The organism is Prosthecodimorpha hirschii (assembly GCF_001305515.1).
In the GTDB taxonomy this organism is placed as follows: domain Bacteria; phylum Pseudomonadota; class Alphaproteobacteria; order Rhizobiales; family Ancalomicrobiaceae; genus Prosthecodimorpha; species Prosthecodimorpha hirschii.
The window spans coordinates 5,041,413-5,056,396 of record NZ_LJYW01000001.1 but is presented as its reverse complement, the minus strand read 5'-3'; the positions used below and the strand labels follow the sequence as shown (position 1 = coordinate 5,056,396).

14 protein-coding genes are annotated in these 14,984 nt (G+C 68.6%); 6 read left to right on the top strand and 8 right to left on the bottom strand.

Annotation, left to right across the window (positions count from 1 at the left end):
* Positions 1-65 precede the first annotated feature (65 nt).
* The 4 genes from ABB55_RS22290 (at position 66) to ABB55_RS22275 (ending at position 4,602) form a co-directional block, all read left to right on the top strand.
* Entirely contained in the window at positions 66-1,130 is a 1,065-nt protein-coding gene (locus tag ABB55_RS22290) for an alpha/beta fold hydrolase (RefSeq protein WP_054360785.1), read from the top strand.
* Positions 1,131-1,292: 162 nt separating this feature from the next.
* Complete coding sequence (locus tag ABB55_RS22285; RefSeq protein WP_054360784.1) at positions 1,293-2,444, top strand: epoxide hydrolase family protein; 1,152 nt, start codon at positions 1,293-1,295, stop codon at positions 2,442-2,444.
* Positions 2,445-2,593: 149 nt separating this feature from the next.
* Positions 2,594-3,916 carry a hypothetical protein gene (locus tag ABB55_RS22280; RefSeq protein ID WP_054360783.1) on the top strand — a complete coding sequence of 441 codons (1,323 nt, stop codon included), beginning with the start codon at positions 2,594-2,596 and terminating at the stop codon, positions 3,914-3,916.
* Positions 3,917-4,137: 221 nt separating this feature from the next.
* Positions 4,138-4,602 (top strand): type III secretion system chaperone, encoded by a 465-nt coding sequence (locus ABB55_RS22275; RefSeq protein WP_054360782.1) that lies wholly within the window; start codon positions 4,138-4,140, stop codon positions 4,600-4,602.
* Positions 4,603-4,620: 18 nt separating this feature from the next.
* On the opposite strand, the gene ABB55_RS22270 is transcribed toward ABB55_RS22275, so the two are convergent.
* Positions 4,621-5,658 carry a GlxA family transcriptional regulator gene (locus tag ABB55_RS22270; RefSeq protein WP_152982141.1) on the bottom strand — a complete coding sequence of 346 codons (1,038 nt, stop codon included), beginning with the start codon at positions 5,656-5,658 and terminating at the stop codon, positions 4,621-4,623.
* Between the two features lie 86 nt (positions 5,659-5,744).
* The gene (locus ABB55_RS22265) at positions 5,745-7,283 is read right to left on the bottom strand and encodes a trimethylamine methyltransferase family protein (protein WP_054360780.1); all 1,539 of its coding nucleotides are present in this window, start codon (positions 7,281-7,283) and stop codon (positions 5,745-5,747) included.
* Between the two features lie 89 nt (positions 7,284-7,372).
* Here ABB55_RS22265 and ABB55_RS22260 point away from each other — a divergent pair, with 89 nt between their 5' ends.
* Positions 7,373-8,296 (top strand): LysR substrate-binding domain-containing protein, encoded by a 924-nt coding sequence (locus ABB55_RS22260; protein ID WP_054360779.1) that lies wholly within the window; start codon positions 7,373-7,375, stop codon positions 8,294-8,296.
* A 16-nt stretch (positions 8,297-8,312) separates the two neighbouring features.
* Here ABB55_RS22260 and ABB55_RS22255 read toward each other — a convergent pair whose 3' ends face one another.
* The 4 genes from ABB55_RS22255 to ABB55_RS22240 are packed head-to-tail and all read right to left on the bottom strand — an operon-like array spanning position 8,313 to position 12,003.
* Entirely contained in the window at positions 8,313-8,621 is a 309-nt protein-coding gene (locus tag ABB55_RS22255; RefSeq protein ID WP_054360778.1) for a ferredoxin family protein, read from the bottom strand.
* Between the two features lie 53 nt (positions 8,622-8,674).
* Positions 8,675-9,982 (bottom strand): FAD-dependent oxidoreductase, encoded by a 1,308-nt coding sequence (locus tag ABB55_RS22250; RefSeq protein WP_054360777.1) that lies wholly within the window; start codon positions 9,980-9,982, stop codon positions 8,675-8,677.
* A gap of 40 nt (positions 9,983-10,022) precedes the next feature.
* A complete protein-coding gene (locus tag ABB55_RS22245) occupies positions 10,023-11,132 on the bottom strand; it encodes an electron transfer flavoprotein subunit alpha/FixB family protein (RefSeq protein WP_054360776.1) in 1,110 nt (369 codons plus the stop codon).
* 22 nt (positions 11,133-11,154) lie between these two features.
* Entirely contained in the window at positions 11,155-12,003 is an 849-nt protein-coding gene (locus tag ABB55_RS22240) for an electron transfer flavoprotein subunit beta/FixA family protein (RefSeq protein WP_054360775.1), read from the bottom strand.
* A gap of 571 nt (positions 12,004-12,574) precedes the next feature.
* Here ABB55_RS22240 and amaB point away from each other — a divergent pair.
* Positions 12,575-14,119: an L-piperidine-6-carboxylate dehydrogenase gene (amaB, locus tag ABB55_RS22235; protein WP_054360774.1), complete on the top strand. Its 1,545-nt coding sequence runs from the start codon at positions 12,575-12,577 to the stop codon at positions 14,117-14,119.
* A 159-nt stretch (positions 14,120-14,278) separates the two neighbouring features.
* On the opposite strand, the gene ABB55_RS22230 is transcribed toward amaB, so the two are convergent.
* Positions 14,279-14,671: a type II toxin-antitoxin system VapC family toxin gene (locus ABB55_RS22230; RefSeq protein WP_054360773.1), complete on the bottom strand. Its 393-nt coding sequence runs from the start codon at positions 14,669-14,671 to the stop codon at positions 14,279-14,281.
* Entirely contained in the window at positions 14,668-14,967 is a 300-nt protein-coding gene (locus tag ABB55_RS22225) for a type II toxin-antitoxin system Phd/YefM family antitoxin (protein WP_054360772.1), read from the bottom strand. Before ABB55_RS22225 ends, ABB55_RS22230 begins: the two co-directional genes overlap by 4 nt.
* Positions 14,968-14,984: the final 17 nt, after the last annotated feature.

Sequence of the window (14,984 nt, the reverse complement as noted above, 5' to 3'; positions counted from 1 at the left end):
TCGGGCAAGGCCGGAACGGCCGAACGACGCCGCATCCAAGCGGCGCGTCACAGGAGGACGATCCCATGTTGAGGAAATTCGCGCTCGCCGCGCTGTCGGCCTATGTCCTGGCCAGCGCCACGCCGATCATGGCCGCCGAGTTCCCGGCGGCCAAGGACGGGCTCTATGTCGCCAAGGACTTCAAGTTCCACACCGGCCAGACCCATGCCGAGGTCAAGCTCGCCTACAAGACCGTCGGCGAGCCGACCGGCGAGCCGGTCCTGATCCTGCACGGCACGGCCGGCTCGGCCGGCACCATGCTGACGCCGGGCTTCGGCGGCGAACTGTTCGGCGAAGGCCAGCCGCTCGACGCCAAGAAGTATTTCATCATCATCCCGGATGCGCTCGGCGCCGGCAAGTCGTCGAAGCCGTCGGACGCGCTGAAGGCGGAGTTCCCGCAGTATAATTACGACGACATGGTCGATGCGCAGTATCGGCTGGTCACCGAAGGGCTCGGCATCAAGCATCTGCGCCTCGTGCTCGGCAATTCGATGGGCGGCATGCATGCCTGGGTCTGGGGCACGCGCTATCCGGACATGATGGATGCGATCGTGCCGATGGCCTCGCAGCCGACCGCGATGTCCAGCCGCAATTGGATGATGCGCCGCCTGATGATCGAGACCATCAAGGCCGATCCGGACTACAAGGGCGGCAACTATACCACGCAGCCGAAATTCGCCCGCATCGCCAACGTCTTCTACGGCACCGGCACGAATGGCGGCGATCTCGCCTACCAGCGGATGGCGCCGACCCGGGAGGCCGCCGACAAGCTGGTCGAGGCTCGCCTCGCCGCGCCCTTCACGGCCGACGCCAACGACTTCATCTACCAGTGGGCGGCCTCCGCCGACTACGATCCGTCGGCCAGGCTCGGTACCATCAAGGCCCATGTGCTGGCGATCAACTCCGCCGATGACGAGCGCAACCCGGTCGCGACCGGGCTGATGGTGGAATCGATGAAGAAGATCGCCAACGGCAAGCTGTTCGTGATCCCGGCCAGCGCCACGACCGCCGGTCACGGCACCACCGGGGGCATGGCCAAGCTGTGGGCCGGCGAACTCGCCGCCTTCCTGCCGACCGTCCCGAAGCGCTGAGCGCTACGCCGAACTTTGCCGCGATCCGGCTCCGGCCCCGTCCGGGGCCGGTTTCGCGTCAGGGCACCCATGCCGTCGGGCAGGCTGCCGGTTTCGCAGAAGCCGGTTAGGGTTGTGCAAACGGCAACAGACCGGCTTCGTCAGTACCCGCCCGGAGGAAGCATGCCCGCAGACGCGACGATCGAACCCTTTCGCCTGCACGTCCACGATCGGGACATCGCCGACCTGAAGACCCGTCTCAGGCTGACCCGCTTTCCCGACCAGGCGCCCGAGGCGCCCTGGGCCTTCGGCACCGATCTCGCCTTCATGCACCGGGTGGTCGAGCATTGGCGCGACCGCTTCGACTGGCGCGCCGAGGAGGCCCGCCTGAATGCCTTCCCGCAATTCATGACCGAGATCGACGGCATCCCCGTCCATTTCCTGCATGTCGCCGGCAAGGGCCCGAACCCGATGCCGCTGCTGCTGTCGCATGGCTGGCCGGGCTCTGTGTTCGAGTTCCTGGACATCATCCCGCGCCTGACCGACCCGGCCCGCTTCGGCGGCGATCCGGCCGATGCCTTCACGGTGGTGGCGCCGTCGCTGCCCGGCTACGGCCTCTCCTTCCGTCCGGGCCAGAAGCGCTACGACCTTGCCATGATCGTGGCGGTCTTTGCGGAACTGATGCAGCGGCTCGGCTATCCGCGCTATGGCGCGCAGGGCGGCGACTGGGGCTCGTTCATCACCTCGCGGCTCGCCTGCGACCATCCCGACCGGCTCGCCGGCATCCACCTGAACCTGCTGCCGCTGCGCCGCGACACCGCCGGCATCGATGCGCGCACCGAGGACGAGACGCGCTACCTGACCGAACTGGCGCATTTCCTGAAGGAGAATACCGGCTACCAGTGGATCCAGGGCACCCGGCCGCAGACGCTCGCCTATGGGCTGACCGACAGTCCGGCGGGGCTGGCCGCCTGGATCCTCGAGAAGTTCCGCGCCTGGTCGGACTGCAAGGGCGACCCGACCTCGATCCTGTCGCTCGACCGCCTGCTCGGCAACGTCTCGTTCTACTGGTTCACCGGCACGATCGGGTCGTCCTTCTGGCCCTACTATGCCCGCATGCACGGCCCCTGGCCGATCGGCGCGCGCATCGACGTGCCGATGGGCTATGCCCAGTTCCCGACCGAGATCCTGAAGCCGCCGCGCTCGATGGCCGAGCGGGTCTATGCCGACATAAGGCGCTGGTCGGTGATGCCCGAAGGCGGCCATTTCGCCGCCATGGAACAGCCCGAGGCCCTGGCGCACGAGATCGCCGCATTCTTCCGCGGCTTGCGCTGATCCGGCCGGCCAGAGGGCCGGGTCCCGGTTTCCGCACGGCCTGTCTCGTTCGACACAGGCCGGCCCGGCCGAACCCCCTATACCTCACCTCAGCCGCGGCGAAGGCCGCCAACCCCTTGAAAGCCCGAGAGGGCTGAGGAGAGATCGAAATGACCACGATCGCGATCAGCCAGTTCAAGGCCATCCAGGCGCCCGACAACAAGGAAGTCCGGATCGACAGCCAGGACCAGGTGACCACCGCCAAGCGCGGCTTCTTCGGCCGCGTCGTCCGCTTCTTCAATCCTTCAATCCAGAATAGCGAAACCCGCGAGACGGCGGGTCAGCTCCTGAAGAGCCTGCGCGCCAAGTATGGCAACGAGGTCGGCACCGAAGCCTTCATGCGTGCCCGGTCCGACCTGCGCATCAGCCGCAACGGCAACCTGTTCGTCGATGTCTCCAAGCCGATCACGGCCCGCGAGGTCCGCGTTGCGCTCCAGGAGGCGAAGAAGCTCAAGAAGGAACTGGCCGGCGTCAGCGAACTGAGCCCCTATGGCGGCAGCCGCTTCGACGACCTCGCGAAGAAGGTCGGCGTCGATCCGGACACGCTGACCGGCGCCCAGAAGCGCTTCTATTCGCAGCGCCTGAAGGACATGGCCCTGTCGGACAATGTCGGCCGCCAGCGCCATGCCCAGAAGAACGGCGACGAGCATCCCAGCTTCGCGTCGGCCGACGACCTGGAGAAGATCGCCGGCAAGCTGCTCAAATATGCCGCAGGCCTGGATGACAAGACCATCCGGTCGCGTGATCAGGCCTGGACCTCGGCCCATGGCGCCGGCAAGCAGTTCGCCGAATTTCTCGCCGGCAGCCGCGAGGGCGGCCCGGTCGAACTGGTCAAGGCGCTGCGCATTTTCGACTCGCGCCTCGGCAATCTGAAGGAAGAAACGCTGACCGGCGGAGCGACCGGGGGCGTCGGTGGCGACGACCTGGCGACGGCGCGCTTCGTCGGCATGGACTCGATGCTCGCCCGGATGTCGCCGGACGAGGCCCGTGCCCTCTACGACGACTTCATGAAACAGGACAGCAATGCCCGCCAGCTCGCCTTCGGCCTCGGTGCGGTTCTGTCGCATTCGGGCATGGAGAACAAGAAGGATCAGGAATTGGCCATGGCCAATTCGAGTGCCGCCCAGAGCATGTGGGCGAACTTGAAGGAATTCATCAAATGCGTCGGCGAGCGGGGCGGCGTAGAGGATATCGACTCCGACCTCGACACGATGATGAATGCCGGCATGGATATCGATCGCAAGGACTTGGCCTCCGGCCAGGTGCCCGGCAAGATCCTGTCCGATGCGGGACTGACCGATGGCGCCCGTGCGGTCAAGTCGGTCGGCCAGATCCTGCCGACCGTTCTCGAGGAGGGCGTCGTCCAGCTGCGCATCTACAAGCAGGAGCAGGAAAACGAACGGCTCGCCATGCTGAACGAACAGAATTTGTGAGTGCAGGCCTCAAAGTCCGACGACGGCATCCGGGTACCCGGGTGCCGTCGTCCGGCGTTCATACCGTGAATGCACCCTAGTGGTCAAAATCTGACCTTTGCGTCCCGCAAATGTCAGATTGAATTGACCACGTCGTCAAAGAGTTAGTGGTTCGGATTTACGAGACGGATGGGTACCATCCGTCTCGATCGAACCACGAGGCCCCGTCAGGAGTTGCCGCCATGCCCAGCCATGCCACCCGCCAGATCGAAGCCGCCTTCGAGACCTTCGCCGCCCGGATCGATCTGGAGGGGTTTGCCTTCGATCCGGAGGGCAATGCCGTTCTCGCCTTCGACGAGGTGCTGGTCGACTTCCAGATCCTCGACGGCGACGGCGTCCTGCTGGTCATGAGCCGCCTCGGCGCGCCGCCGCTGGATTCGGCAGATCTCTACGGCCGGCTGCTCGACGCGAATTTCCTCTGGTCGGGCACCGGCGGGGCGACGATCGCGCGCGATCCGGACGGCAGCGACATCGTGCTGATGCGGCGCATCCCGGGCGACGGGCTGACGGCCGAGACGCTCGAAGAGGCGGTCGGCACCTTCGTGTCGGTCGCGGAAGCCTTCATGGCCGAAATCGCAGGCGGCGATTCGTCCACGGAGTCGTCCGGCGACGATCTGATCGCCGATCGCCACGCCATCCGCATCTGATCGCCGCGGTCCCACCCGTCAGGCATCCGCGGTCGAGGCCGCCGTCCCGATCGAAACCGCCGGCGCCCGCCAGGACGGACGCGGCGGCCGGACCGGCTGTCGGGCCTCGCCGGGGCTGAGGCCGAAGCGGTCGCGGAAGACCTTCGAGAAATGCGATTGCGAGACGAAGCCGCAATCGCGCGCGACGCTGGCGATGGGCTGGTCGGTTCCGGCGAGCAGGTCGCGCGCCCGGTCGAGGCGCATGTCCAGGAAGACCGCGCCCGGCGAGCATCCGAGATCGCGCAGGAACAGCCGCTCCAACTGGCGGGACGAGAGCCCGACATCCGCCGCGAAGGCATGGATCGGCCGCGGCGCGCCGATCGCCGTGCGCATCACCGCGATCACATGCGCGATGCGGGGATCGTGCTGCGGCGCGGGCGCGGCGGCGCCGGGGCGCTGCGGCTCGCCGGCCGCGCGCGGACGCTGATGCAGGAGTTCGTCGCAGACGCTGACCGCGATGTCGCGACCCGCCTGGCGCTGGATCAGCGCCAGCGCCAGATCGACCACCGCCATGCCGCCGGCGGACGACGCCCGGGTGTCGGAGAGATCGAACAGGCCGTCGCTGGCGGCGAGATCGGGCCGGCACAGCGCGAAATGCTCCCGCCGGCGCCAATGCACCGGCACCGGGCGGTCCGCCAGATGGCCGGCCGCCGCGAGCCCCTCCGCCCCGCCGTCGATCCCCGCGACCAGGGCGCCGCGCCGCGCCGACGCGGCGATAAGCTCCGTGTAGGGACCGTCCGGGGCCTCGACCTCGCCCCCGGCGCACAGCACCAGGCCGTCGAATGCCGCGTCCGGATCGCCGGTTCCGTCCACCCCGACCGCAAAGCCGCTCGACGCCACGACAGGCGCGCCGTCGGGCGACAGGGTCCGCCACGCGAACAGGGCGCGATCGGCCACGTGGTTGGCCAGGCGCAGCGGCTCGATCAAAGCGGCGAGGCCGAGGACCGAGAAGCCCGGCACGAGCAGGATGCCGAGCGTGAACGGGACGGAGGCCCGCAACGGGACGGAGGCCCGCAACGGTGGGGTACCCCGCATCGGGACGGGGCCCCGCAACGGGACGGAGGTCCGCAGCGGAACGGCGGTTTGCGGCGGCACGGGCGGGCTCAATACCAGGCATCCGCAACGGCCGCCTTGCGCCGGGCGACGAAGTCGTCGAGCGCATCGGCGATGCCCGGATCGAGCGGCGGCGGTTCATAGGCGGCGAGCGCGCCGCGCCAGGCCGTCTGCGCGCGCCGGGCGATATCCTGCCCGCCCTCCTCGCGCCACTGCTCGTAGGAATTGGAATCCGACAGGGCGAAATCGTAGAAGGCGGTCTCGTAGTGCCGCAGCGTGTGCGGCGAGCCAAGAAAGTGACCGCCGGGCGGGACCGACCGGAAGGCGTCGAGCGCGAAGCTGTCCTCGTCGAGGGCGAGCCCGCCGGCCAGCACATGGAAGGCGCCGAGCTGCTCGGCGTCGATCATGAACTTCTCGTAGCTCATCGAGAGGCCGCCTTCGAGCCAGCCGGCCGCATGGAGCACGAAATGGGCGCCGGCGAGCAGGGCGGGCCAGAGCGAATTGGCGCTCTCCGAGGCCGCCTGGGCGTCGGGCAGCTTCGAGGCGCAGAGATTGCCGCCGCAGCGCAGCGGCACGCCGAGCCGGCGCGCCAACTGCCCGATGGCGAAATAGGCGAGCGCCGGTTCCGGGGTGCCGAAGGTCGGCGCACCGGATTTCAGCGACATGGAGGAGAGGAAGTTGCCGAGGATCGCCGGCGCGCCCGGCCGGACCAGCTGGGTCAGGGCGACGCAAACCATCGCCTCGGCGAAGCACTGCGCCAGCGCGCCGGCCGTGGTCACCGGCCCCATCGCCCCGCCGAGGATGAAGGGCACGCAGACCGCCGCCTGGTTGGCCGCCGCATAGGTGCGGATCACCCGCGCGGCCTCGCCGTCGAGGAGCAGCGGCGAGTTCACGTTGACGTTGCCGAGGATGACGCAATGACGGTCGACGAAGGCCTCGCCGAACACGAGCCGCGCCATGTCGATGGAATCGGCGGCGCGGGCGGCGGTCGTCACCGAGCCCATGAAGGGCTTGTCGGAGAAGCGGATATGCGCGGCCACCATGTCGAGATGGCGCTTGTTGACCGGCAGGTCGACCGGCTCGCAGACCGTGCCGCCGGAATGGTGCAGGTAGGGCGACGCATAGGCGAGCTTCACGAAATTCTCGAAATCCGCGATCGTGCCGTAGCGCCGCCCGCGGTCCAGATCGGTGACGAAGGGCGAGCCGTAGGCGGGCGCGAAGACGACCGCATCGCCGCCGATGACCACGTTGCGCGCCGGATTGCGGGCATGCTGCACGAAAGTCGCCGGTGCGAAGGCCTGGATGATCGCGCGCAGCAGGCCGGCCGGAAAGCGCAGACGGCCATCGGTCAGCGTCGCACCGGCCGCGACGAACAGCCGGTTGGCCTCCTCGTCGCCGCGGATCTCGAAGCCGACCTCCGCCAGGAGCCGGTCGGCCGCCTGTTCGATGCGGACGAGCCCCTCCTCCGACAGGAACGCATAGGGCGGGATGGTGCGGGTCAGAAAGGCCGGGCGCGGCGGACTGCCGGCCTGCCGGACCCGCTGCCGTGCTGCCCGGCCCCCGCTGCGCATCCGTGCTCCGTCCGACATGCCCGCCTCCTCGCTTTCGGATAGGCTAGGCGCATGCGGACCGGCCGTGACCGGTGAAAGATTCGATCTCTGGGATAGAGAGGCTCTATATGTCGGACGCGACCACCTGGCGCCTGCTGCCCGCCATGGCGGTGTTCGAGGCCGCCGGCCGGCTCAGCAGCTTCACGCGCGCCGGGCGCGAACTCGGCATCTCGCAGGAATCGGTCAGCTACGCGATCCGCAAGCTCGAACAGGAGATCGGCCGGCCGCTGTTCGAGCGCGGCCACCGCCAGGTGGCGCTGACGCCGACCGGGCGCGAGCTGCACGACCATGTCGGGATGGGTCTCGGCCATGTCCGCCGCGCCTTCGAGGCCCTACGGCCGGCACGCGAGCGGGACGGGCTGGTGACGCTGTCCTGCTCGACCGCCTTCGTCCGCTACTGGCTGCTGCCGCGGCTCGCCGAATTCCAGGCCGACCTGCCGGCCATCGACCTGCGCCTGCAGACCACCGACCGGGACCTGGACATCGCCGCGGAGGGCGTCGATCTCGGCATCCGCTACGGCAGCGGCATTTTCGGCCATTACGAGAGCGCGGTCTTCGCCCCCGAAGTCATCTATCCGGTGGCGAGCCCCCGGCTGACCGAGAAGTCCGGCGAGCCGATGCCGTGGTCGCTCGCGACGCTCGCCACCGCGCCGCTGATCCATCTGGAGGAACCGGTGCGCCCCTGCTCGGACTGGTTCGATTTCGCGCGCGACACCGGCATGCCGCCGATCCCGCGCAGCGGCCTCAAGCTCAACGACTATTCGCTCGTCCTGCAGGCCGCACTGGAAGGCCAGGGCGTGGCGCTCGGCTGGCACCATCTGGTCGACAGCCTGATCGCCAGCGGCTTCCTGGTCCGCCCCGTCGCCGAGGACTGGCGTACCGTGGTCGACTATTGCGTCGTCTGGTCGGGACCGCTCGGCCCGGCCGCCCGCAGCGTCCGCGACTGGCTGGTCGCGCGCGGCTATGCCCGCTCTGAGGCGAAGACGGGGTGAGCCGCCGGCGCGACAGTCAGCCGAACTTGAACAGCACGCCGAAGCCGCCGCGCGGATAGTTCCACTCGATCTCGCCCTTCGCCTCGCACAGGACCCGGCAGGTGCCGCATTCCATGCAGCCGTCGGGGGTGATCTCGACCTGGCCGCGCTCGTTCTGCTCGTAGCATTTGGCCGGGCAGATGCGGGTCAGCGCCAACAGCGCGGCGCTCGGCGTCTCGTGCGGGGCGACCTTGATATGCGGGCGCCCGGCATCGACCAGATAGCGGTTCTGGAACAGCTTGTCCTCGACGCGCACGTCCTGCGCCGGCTTGACGATGGCATTCATGGCGGTCCTCCGGTCATGGTGGGCGGGCAATCGAATTCCGCGAGGGTCGGGCGTCAGCGCCAGGCGAGCGCGAGCCTGAAGGCGTCGCCGATCAGGCCGAGGCGGGAGCGCGCCTTGACGAAGGCGCGGGTGGTTTCGCGCTCCTTGTCGAGCTTCGGCGTGCCGTCGACATGCAGGAAATTCTGCGCCGCCTTGGACACCAGCTGCGGATAGGTCATGAAGAAATTCTGCGAATTGGTGTGCAGAAGGTTCGGCATGTCCTTGTATTTCTTGAGATCCTTGATGACGAAACTGTCGTCCAGCATCTTCTTGTAGAGGATGAGGTTGTCCTTCGTCATCGGGTCGCGGCGGCTCTTGACCTGGAAGATCGCTTCCGCGGCGATCCGCCCCGACGTCATGGCGAGGTTCGATCCCTCGCGGTGGATGGCGTTGTTGAGCTGGGCGGCATCGCCGACCATCACCCAGCCGTCGCCGCAGAGTTCCGGGATCGCCCGGTAGCCGCCCTCCGGGATCAGATGGGCGGCATATTCCTTGACCTCGGAGCCCTCGAGCAGCGGGCGGATCGAGGGATGCCGCTTGAAGTCCTCGAGCAGCGCATAGGGACTTTCCATCGCCTCGGCGAAATCCGAGACGAGGCATCCGATGCCGACGGAGACGGATTCCCGGTTGGTGTAGAGGAAGGCGAGGCCCGTCATGCCCTTGGAGATGGTGCCGGCGGCCTCGATGACGCAGCCCTCGTCGCCGCGCAGATTGAAGCGCGCCTCGATCACCTCCTGCGGCAGGAAATGCATCTCCTTGACGGCCAGAGCCACGGTCTCGGGCTTGGGCGGCGTGCGCAGGCCGGCGCGGGTGCCGAGCAGGCCGTTGACGCCCTCCGCCAGCACGACCACGTCGGCATGGACGATGCCGCCGCGCCGGTCGGTGCGCACGCCGATCACCTTGCCGTAGGCGTCCTGGATCAGTTCCGTGACGGTGGTCTCGGTCAGCACCGTGGCGCCGGCCTCGCGCACCTTGCGCGAGAACCATTTGTCGAACTGGGCGCGCACGATCGTGTAGCGGTTCGGCCGGTCGGAATTGAAGTCCTCCGACCGGTAGTGCATGCCGGTATGCGAGCTGTCGTCCATCATCCAGAAGCGCTGCTCGACGATATGGCGCTCCAGCGGTGCATCCTCCCGGAAGTCCGGGATGATCTTCTCCAGCATGTCGGCATACATGATGGCGCCCTGCACGTTCTTGGAGCCGGAATATTCCCCGCGCTCCAGCTGCAGGACCTTCAGGCCGCGGCTCGCCAGCGTATAGGCGGCGGCATTGCCGGACATGCCGGCGCCGACCACGATGGCATCGAACTTTTCCTCGATCATGGGACGGCTCCCTTGGGGGATGGCGGGATCGCGTGAGGGGTCAGCCGGCGAGCTTGTCGCGGTTGTGCGGCGACAGGCGGCGGGCGAAGGCGTCGGTCAGGGCCGGCAGCAGCCGGATCGCGTCGGCGACGAGGCCGACATGGGCGAAATCGAAGATCGGCGCGTTGCGGTCGGTGTTGATCGCCACGATCAGGTCGGCGCCCTCGACCCCGACCCGGTGCTGGATCGCCCCCGAAATGCCGGCGGCGATATAGAGCTTCGGCCGGATGGTCTTGCCGGTCTGGCCGATCTGGCGGTCCGACGGCATCCAGCCCTTCTGCACGACCGGGCGCGAGCAGCCGAATTCAGCGCCGATCGTGCGGGCGAGCGCGCGGACCAGCTGGAAATTCTCCGCCGCGCCGAGCCCCATGCCGCCGGCCACGACCACATCCGCATAGGCGAGGTTGGAGGTGCCGGCGTCGCGATCGGGCAGGAAGGACAGGATCTTGGTGACGATGTCGTCCTCGACCAAGCCGAGCGGATGGGTCACGACCCGGCCGATCGGGCGCTCGCGGCGCTCCGGCATGGCCATCACGCGCGGCCGGACCGTGGCCATCTGGGGCCGGAAATTCAGCGTGTAGATGGTGCACAGCAACGAACCACCGAAGGTCGGCCGGGTCGCGGCGAGAGAACCGTCCTGGTCGACGGCGAGTTCGGTGCAATCGGCGGTCAACCCGGTCAGCAGCGTCGTCGCCACCGAGCCGGCGAGATCGCGGCCGAGCGTGGTCGCGCCGAGCAGAAGGATCTCGGGCTTGTAGGTGTTGACGAGATCGGTCAGCGCCTTGGAGAAGGGCTCGTTGCGGTAGTCCGCCAGGAGCGGATCCTCGACCCGATAGGCGAGATCGGCGCCATAGGCGAAGCATTCGGCGACGGCCGCCTGCGTGGCCTCGCCCGGCGGGCCGAGCACGACGCCGGCCAGTTCGACGCCGAGCCGGTCGGCGAGCTTGCGCCCCTCCCCCATCAGCTCGAAGGAGACCGGATGGACCTGGCCGCGCTCGACCTCGACGAACACCCAGACATGCCGGTAGGCCTTGAAATGCTCGGGGAGCTCCTTCTTCATGCCGGCGCGCGACGGGGCGGCGGCAGCGGCCTGGGGCTTGGCTTCGGTCATGGCTCTCTCCTCGCGCCGGCGCTCAGGCCGTCTGGGCCGCGATCAGCTCGGCCTCGAGCTTCGGCAACCGGGTGAACAGGGCATCGATCAGCGCATCGGCCGTGTCGCGGGCGGCCGGCCGGACCTCGATCAGCGCCGCCTTCTCGGACCGGGCGGTCGGCGCGAAGACGCGCTTGACCACGGTCGGCGAGCCGCGCAGGCCGCATTTGCCGATATCCTCGATGCCGGCATCCTTGGCGCTCCAGACCACGATCGGCTCGCGCGCCGCACGCAGGGCGTCCGCCATGGTGCCGCGGCGCATCTCGTTGGAGCCTTCCAGCATGGTGACCAGACAGGGCAGCCGGGTCGCCAACACCTGGGTGCCGCCCTCGGCCCGCCGCTCGACCTCGATCGACCGGCCGTCGGGATCGACCGCGCCGAGCTTGGAGACATAGGTGAGCTGCAAGAGGCCCAGCCGCTTGGCGATGCCCGGACCGACCTGCGCGGTATCGCCGTCGATGGTCTGCTTGCCGGCGAAGACCAGATCGGCCGGCCCGAAGGTCTCGCCGATCCGGCGGATCGCGGCGGCGAGCGCATAGGAGGTCGCCAGCGTGTCGGAGCCGGCGAAAAAGCGGTCGGTCAGGAGGACCGCGCGGTCCGCCCCGTAGGTCAGCGCCTTGCGCAGCGAATCCTCGGCCGTCGGCGGCCCCATGGTCACCACCGTGACCGTGCCACCGAGCCGGTCGCGCAGGCGCAGGGCCTCTTCCAGGGCGAACAGGTCGTAGGGGTTGATGATCGTCGGCACGCCCTGGCGCATGATCGTGTTGGTGACGGGATGGACGCGGATCTGCGCGCTGTCGGGGACCTGTTTGATGCAGACGACGATATGCATGCGCGTCTCCCGGCTGTCGTGATGGCGCCCGGCGCCTTCGGATGGGGGAAGAGCATCAGCCGTGCCAAGAGGCGAAATATCTGATTTTATATCGCTTTTCCGATGAACAGCGCTCCACGGCGCCGCCCTGTCGCAAAGCCGACAGACACGTCATGTCGCGACCGTGCCCCGCCGGAGGGTCGGAGGAATACGGGATCGGGACCGAGGCGCGTTCGGTCGTGCGGAAACACCGTGCCGCTCCAGGACCGGCGAGGAGGCCTCGGCATCGCCGGTCGCGCTGAACGCCGCGGTCCGTCCCCTCGGCGCTCGGTCCAGCTCCAATCGGACTCCGCCCCGGAGCGACGCTGCGGGCGTCATGCACGGCTCGCGATGCGCCCATCCCGTCATCGCCGGTCGTTTTTCGGCAGCCTTCCGCACGGGACGGTGATAAAGAGCCCGCATTCGACAGGGCAGGTCGCGACCGGAGGCCATCCGCCGATCGGGACGCGCCCAGAACCATCATCGCGAGTCGGTCCCTGGCTGACGGGTCGTGCCGATCCGGACGGGACGGGCTCCAGCCGCGGGACAGACCATGACCGATACCGACCAGACCGCCTCCGGCCTCGCGCGCGAAACCGCCCTTCTGCTGGAAGGCCTCGGGGCCAGCCTGAAGGCCGGAGACGCGATCGTCGTGCGCTCGCCCATCGACGGCTCGGTCCTGGCGCGGCTGGCCGAAGCCGGTGCCGACGAAACGACGGCGGCGATCGGACGGGCCGATGCGGCGTTCCGGGACTGGCGCCGCGTGCCGGCGCCCAAGCGCGGCGAACTCGTCCGCCTGCTCGGCGAGGAGCTGCGCATCCACAAGGCCGCACTCGGCCGCCTCGTCTCACTCGAGGTCGGCAAGATCACCTCGGAGGGCCTCGGCGAGGTCCAGGAGATGATCGATATCTGCGACTTCGCCGTCGGCCTGTCGCGCCAGCTCTACGGCCTGACCATCGCCACCGAGCGGCCGAACCATCGCATGATGGAAACCTGGCATCCGATCGGCGTCGTCGGCGTGATCTCGGCCTTCAACTTCCCCGTCGCGGTCTGGTCCTGGAACGCGGCGCTGGCTTTCGTGTGCGGCAATTCCGTCGTCTGGAAGCCGTCGGAAAAGACCCCGCTGACGGCGCTGGCCGTCGCGGCGATCTTCGAGCGCGCCGTGGCGCGGTTCCGTGCCGAGGGCGGCACGGCGCCGGACGGTCTCTTGGAAGTGGTCGTCGGCGGACGCGCCTCCGGCGAGGCGCTGGTCGACGATCCGCGCGTGCCGCTGGTCTCCGCGACCGGTTCGACCGTCATGGGCCGCGCCGTCGGCCCGCGCCTCGCCAAGCGCTTCGCCCGCGCGATCCTGGAACTCGGCGGCAACAATGCCGCCATCGTCTGCCCGTCGGCCGATCTCGACCTGACGCTGCGCGGCGTCGCCTTCGCGGCCATGGGCACGGCGGGCCAGCGCTGCACCACGCTGCGCCGCCTGTTCGTGCATTACAGCGTCTACGACCGCCTCGTGCCGCGCCTGAAGAAGGCCTATGGCTCGGTCAAGATCGGCAATCCGCTGGAAGTCGGCACCCTGGTCGGTCCGCTGATCGACGAGCGCGCCTTCACGGCCATGCAGGCCGCGCTCGCCGCCGCCACCAAGGCCGGCGGCACGGTGACCGGCGGCGCCCGCGCCACCGTCGCCGGCTGCGAGGGCGGCTTCTACGTCGCCCCGGCGCTGGTCGAGATGCCCGAGCAGTGCGGTCCGGTCGTCGAGGAGACCTTCGCGCCGATCCTCTATGTGATGCGCTATTCGGACTTCGACGAGGTCATCCGCCTGCACAATGCCGTGCCGCAGGGCCTGTCGTCGTCGATCTTCACCACCGACATGCGCGAGGCCGAGCGCTTCGTCTCGGCGGAAGGCTCCGATTGCGGCATCGCCAACGTCAATATCGGCCCCTCGGGCGCCGAGATCGGCGGCGCCTTCGGCGGCGAGAAGGAGACCGGCGGCGGCCGCGAGGCCGGCTCGGATTCCTGGAAGGCCTATATGCGCCGGACCACCAACACGGTGAACTACGGCACCACCCTGCCGCTCGCCCAGGGCGTCGTCTTCGACGTGGAGTGAGGGGCGACCGGCGGTGGGTTCGCCCGACCGCCGGTCTGCCCAACCGGCCAGCCTGCGGGCGGACCCAGGCGCGTCACCGGTTCAGGCGCGCAGCGTCCGGACCGGCGGCGCTCCGGCAGTGCCCGGGGTGCCGTCAGCGGAGCCGCCCAAAGTCTGCCGTCAGGCCTCCGCGCGCCAGGCGAGCGGATGGTCGACCAGCGCCCGATCAAGCGTCATCAGCCGCAACCCCTCGACCTGCGCCTGCGCGAGCAGGAGCCGGTCGAAAGGATCGCGGGTCGGTGGAAGTAGGTCCAACTCGGTAAGGACATGTTCCGATGCAATAGGCAGCGTGACGAAGCCCATATCTCGGCAATAGATGGGAAGGGCGGGCGGCGGAATATCGATCGCAAGCTTTCCGGCGCGCACCTTGAGGGCGATTTCCCAGAGGCTGGCTACACTGACCCGCGGGCTTTGAACGGCGCTGTCGATGGCATCAAGCATGGGTGCCGGCAACCTGCCGGCATTGTGATTCGCCAGGAAGACCAGGACATGGGTGTCGAGCAACGGCGTCATCGCGCGGCGTCGTGCGGCTCGTCGAACTCCAAGGTTTCCGGGAGCGGCGCGTCGAAGTCGGGCGCGACATACGGAAAGGCTTGGTCGATCCCGTGCTCGCTCATCCATCGGCGCGACCGTTCCAGGATGCCCGAGCCGGATCGGGCTTCAGCGGATTCGGCCGATGACGTGGCCGAGACCAGATTCGCGATCGGCTTGCCGTCCTCGGTCACGACGACATGCTCGCCGTCGCGGACGCGCTGCAGAAGTTCGCCGATGCGTTCCTCGGCTTCCCGGATCGTGACGACGATACCCATGACGGCTTTCAGGCTCC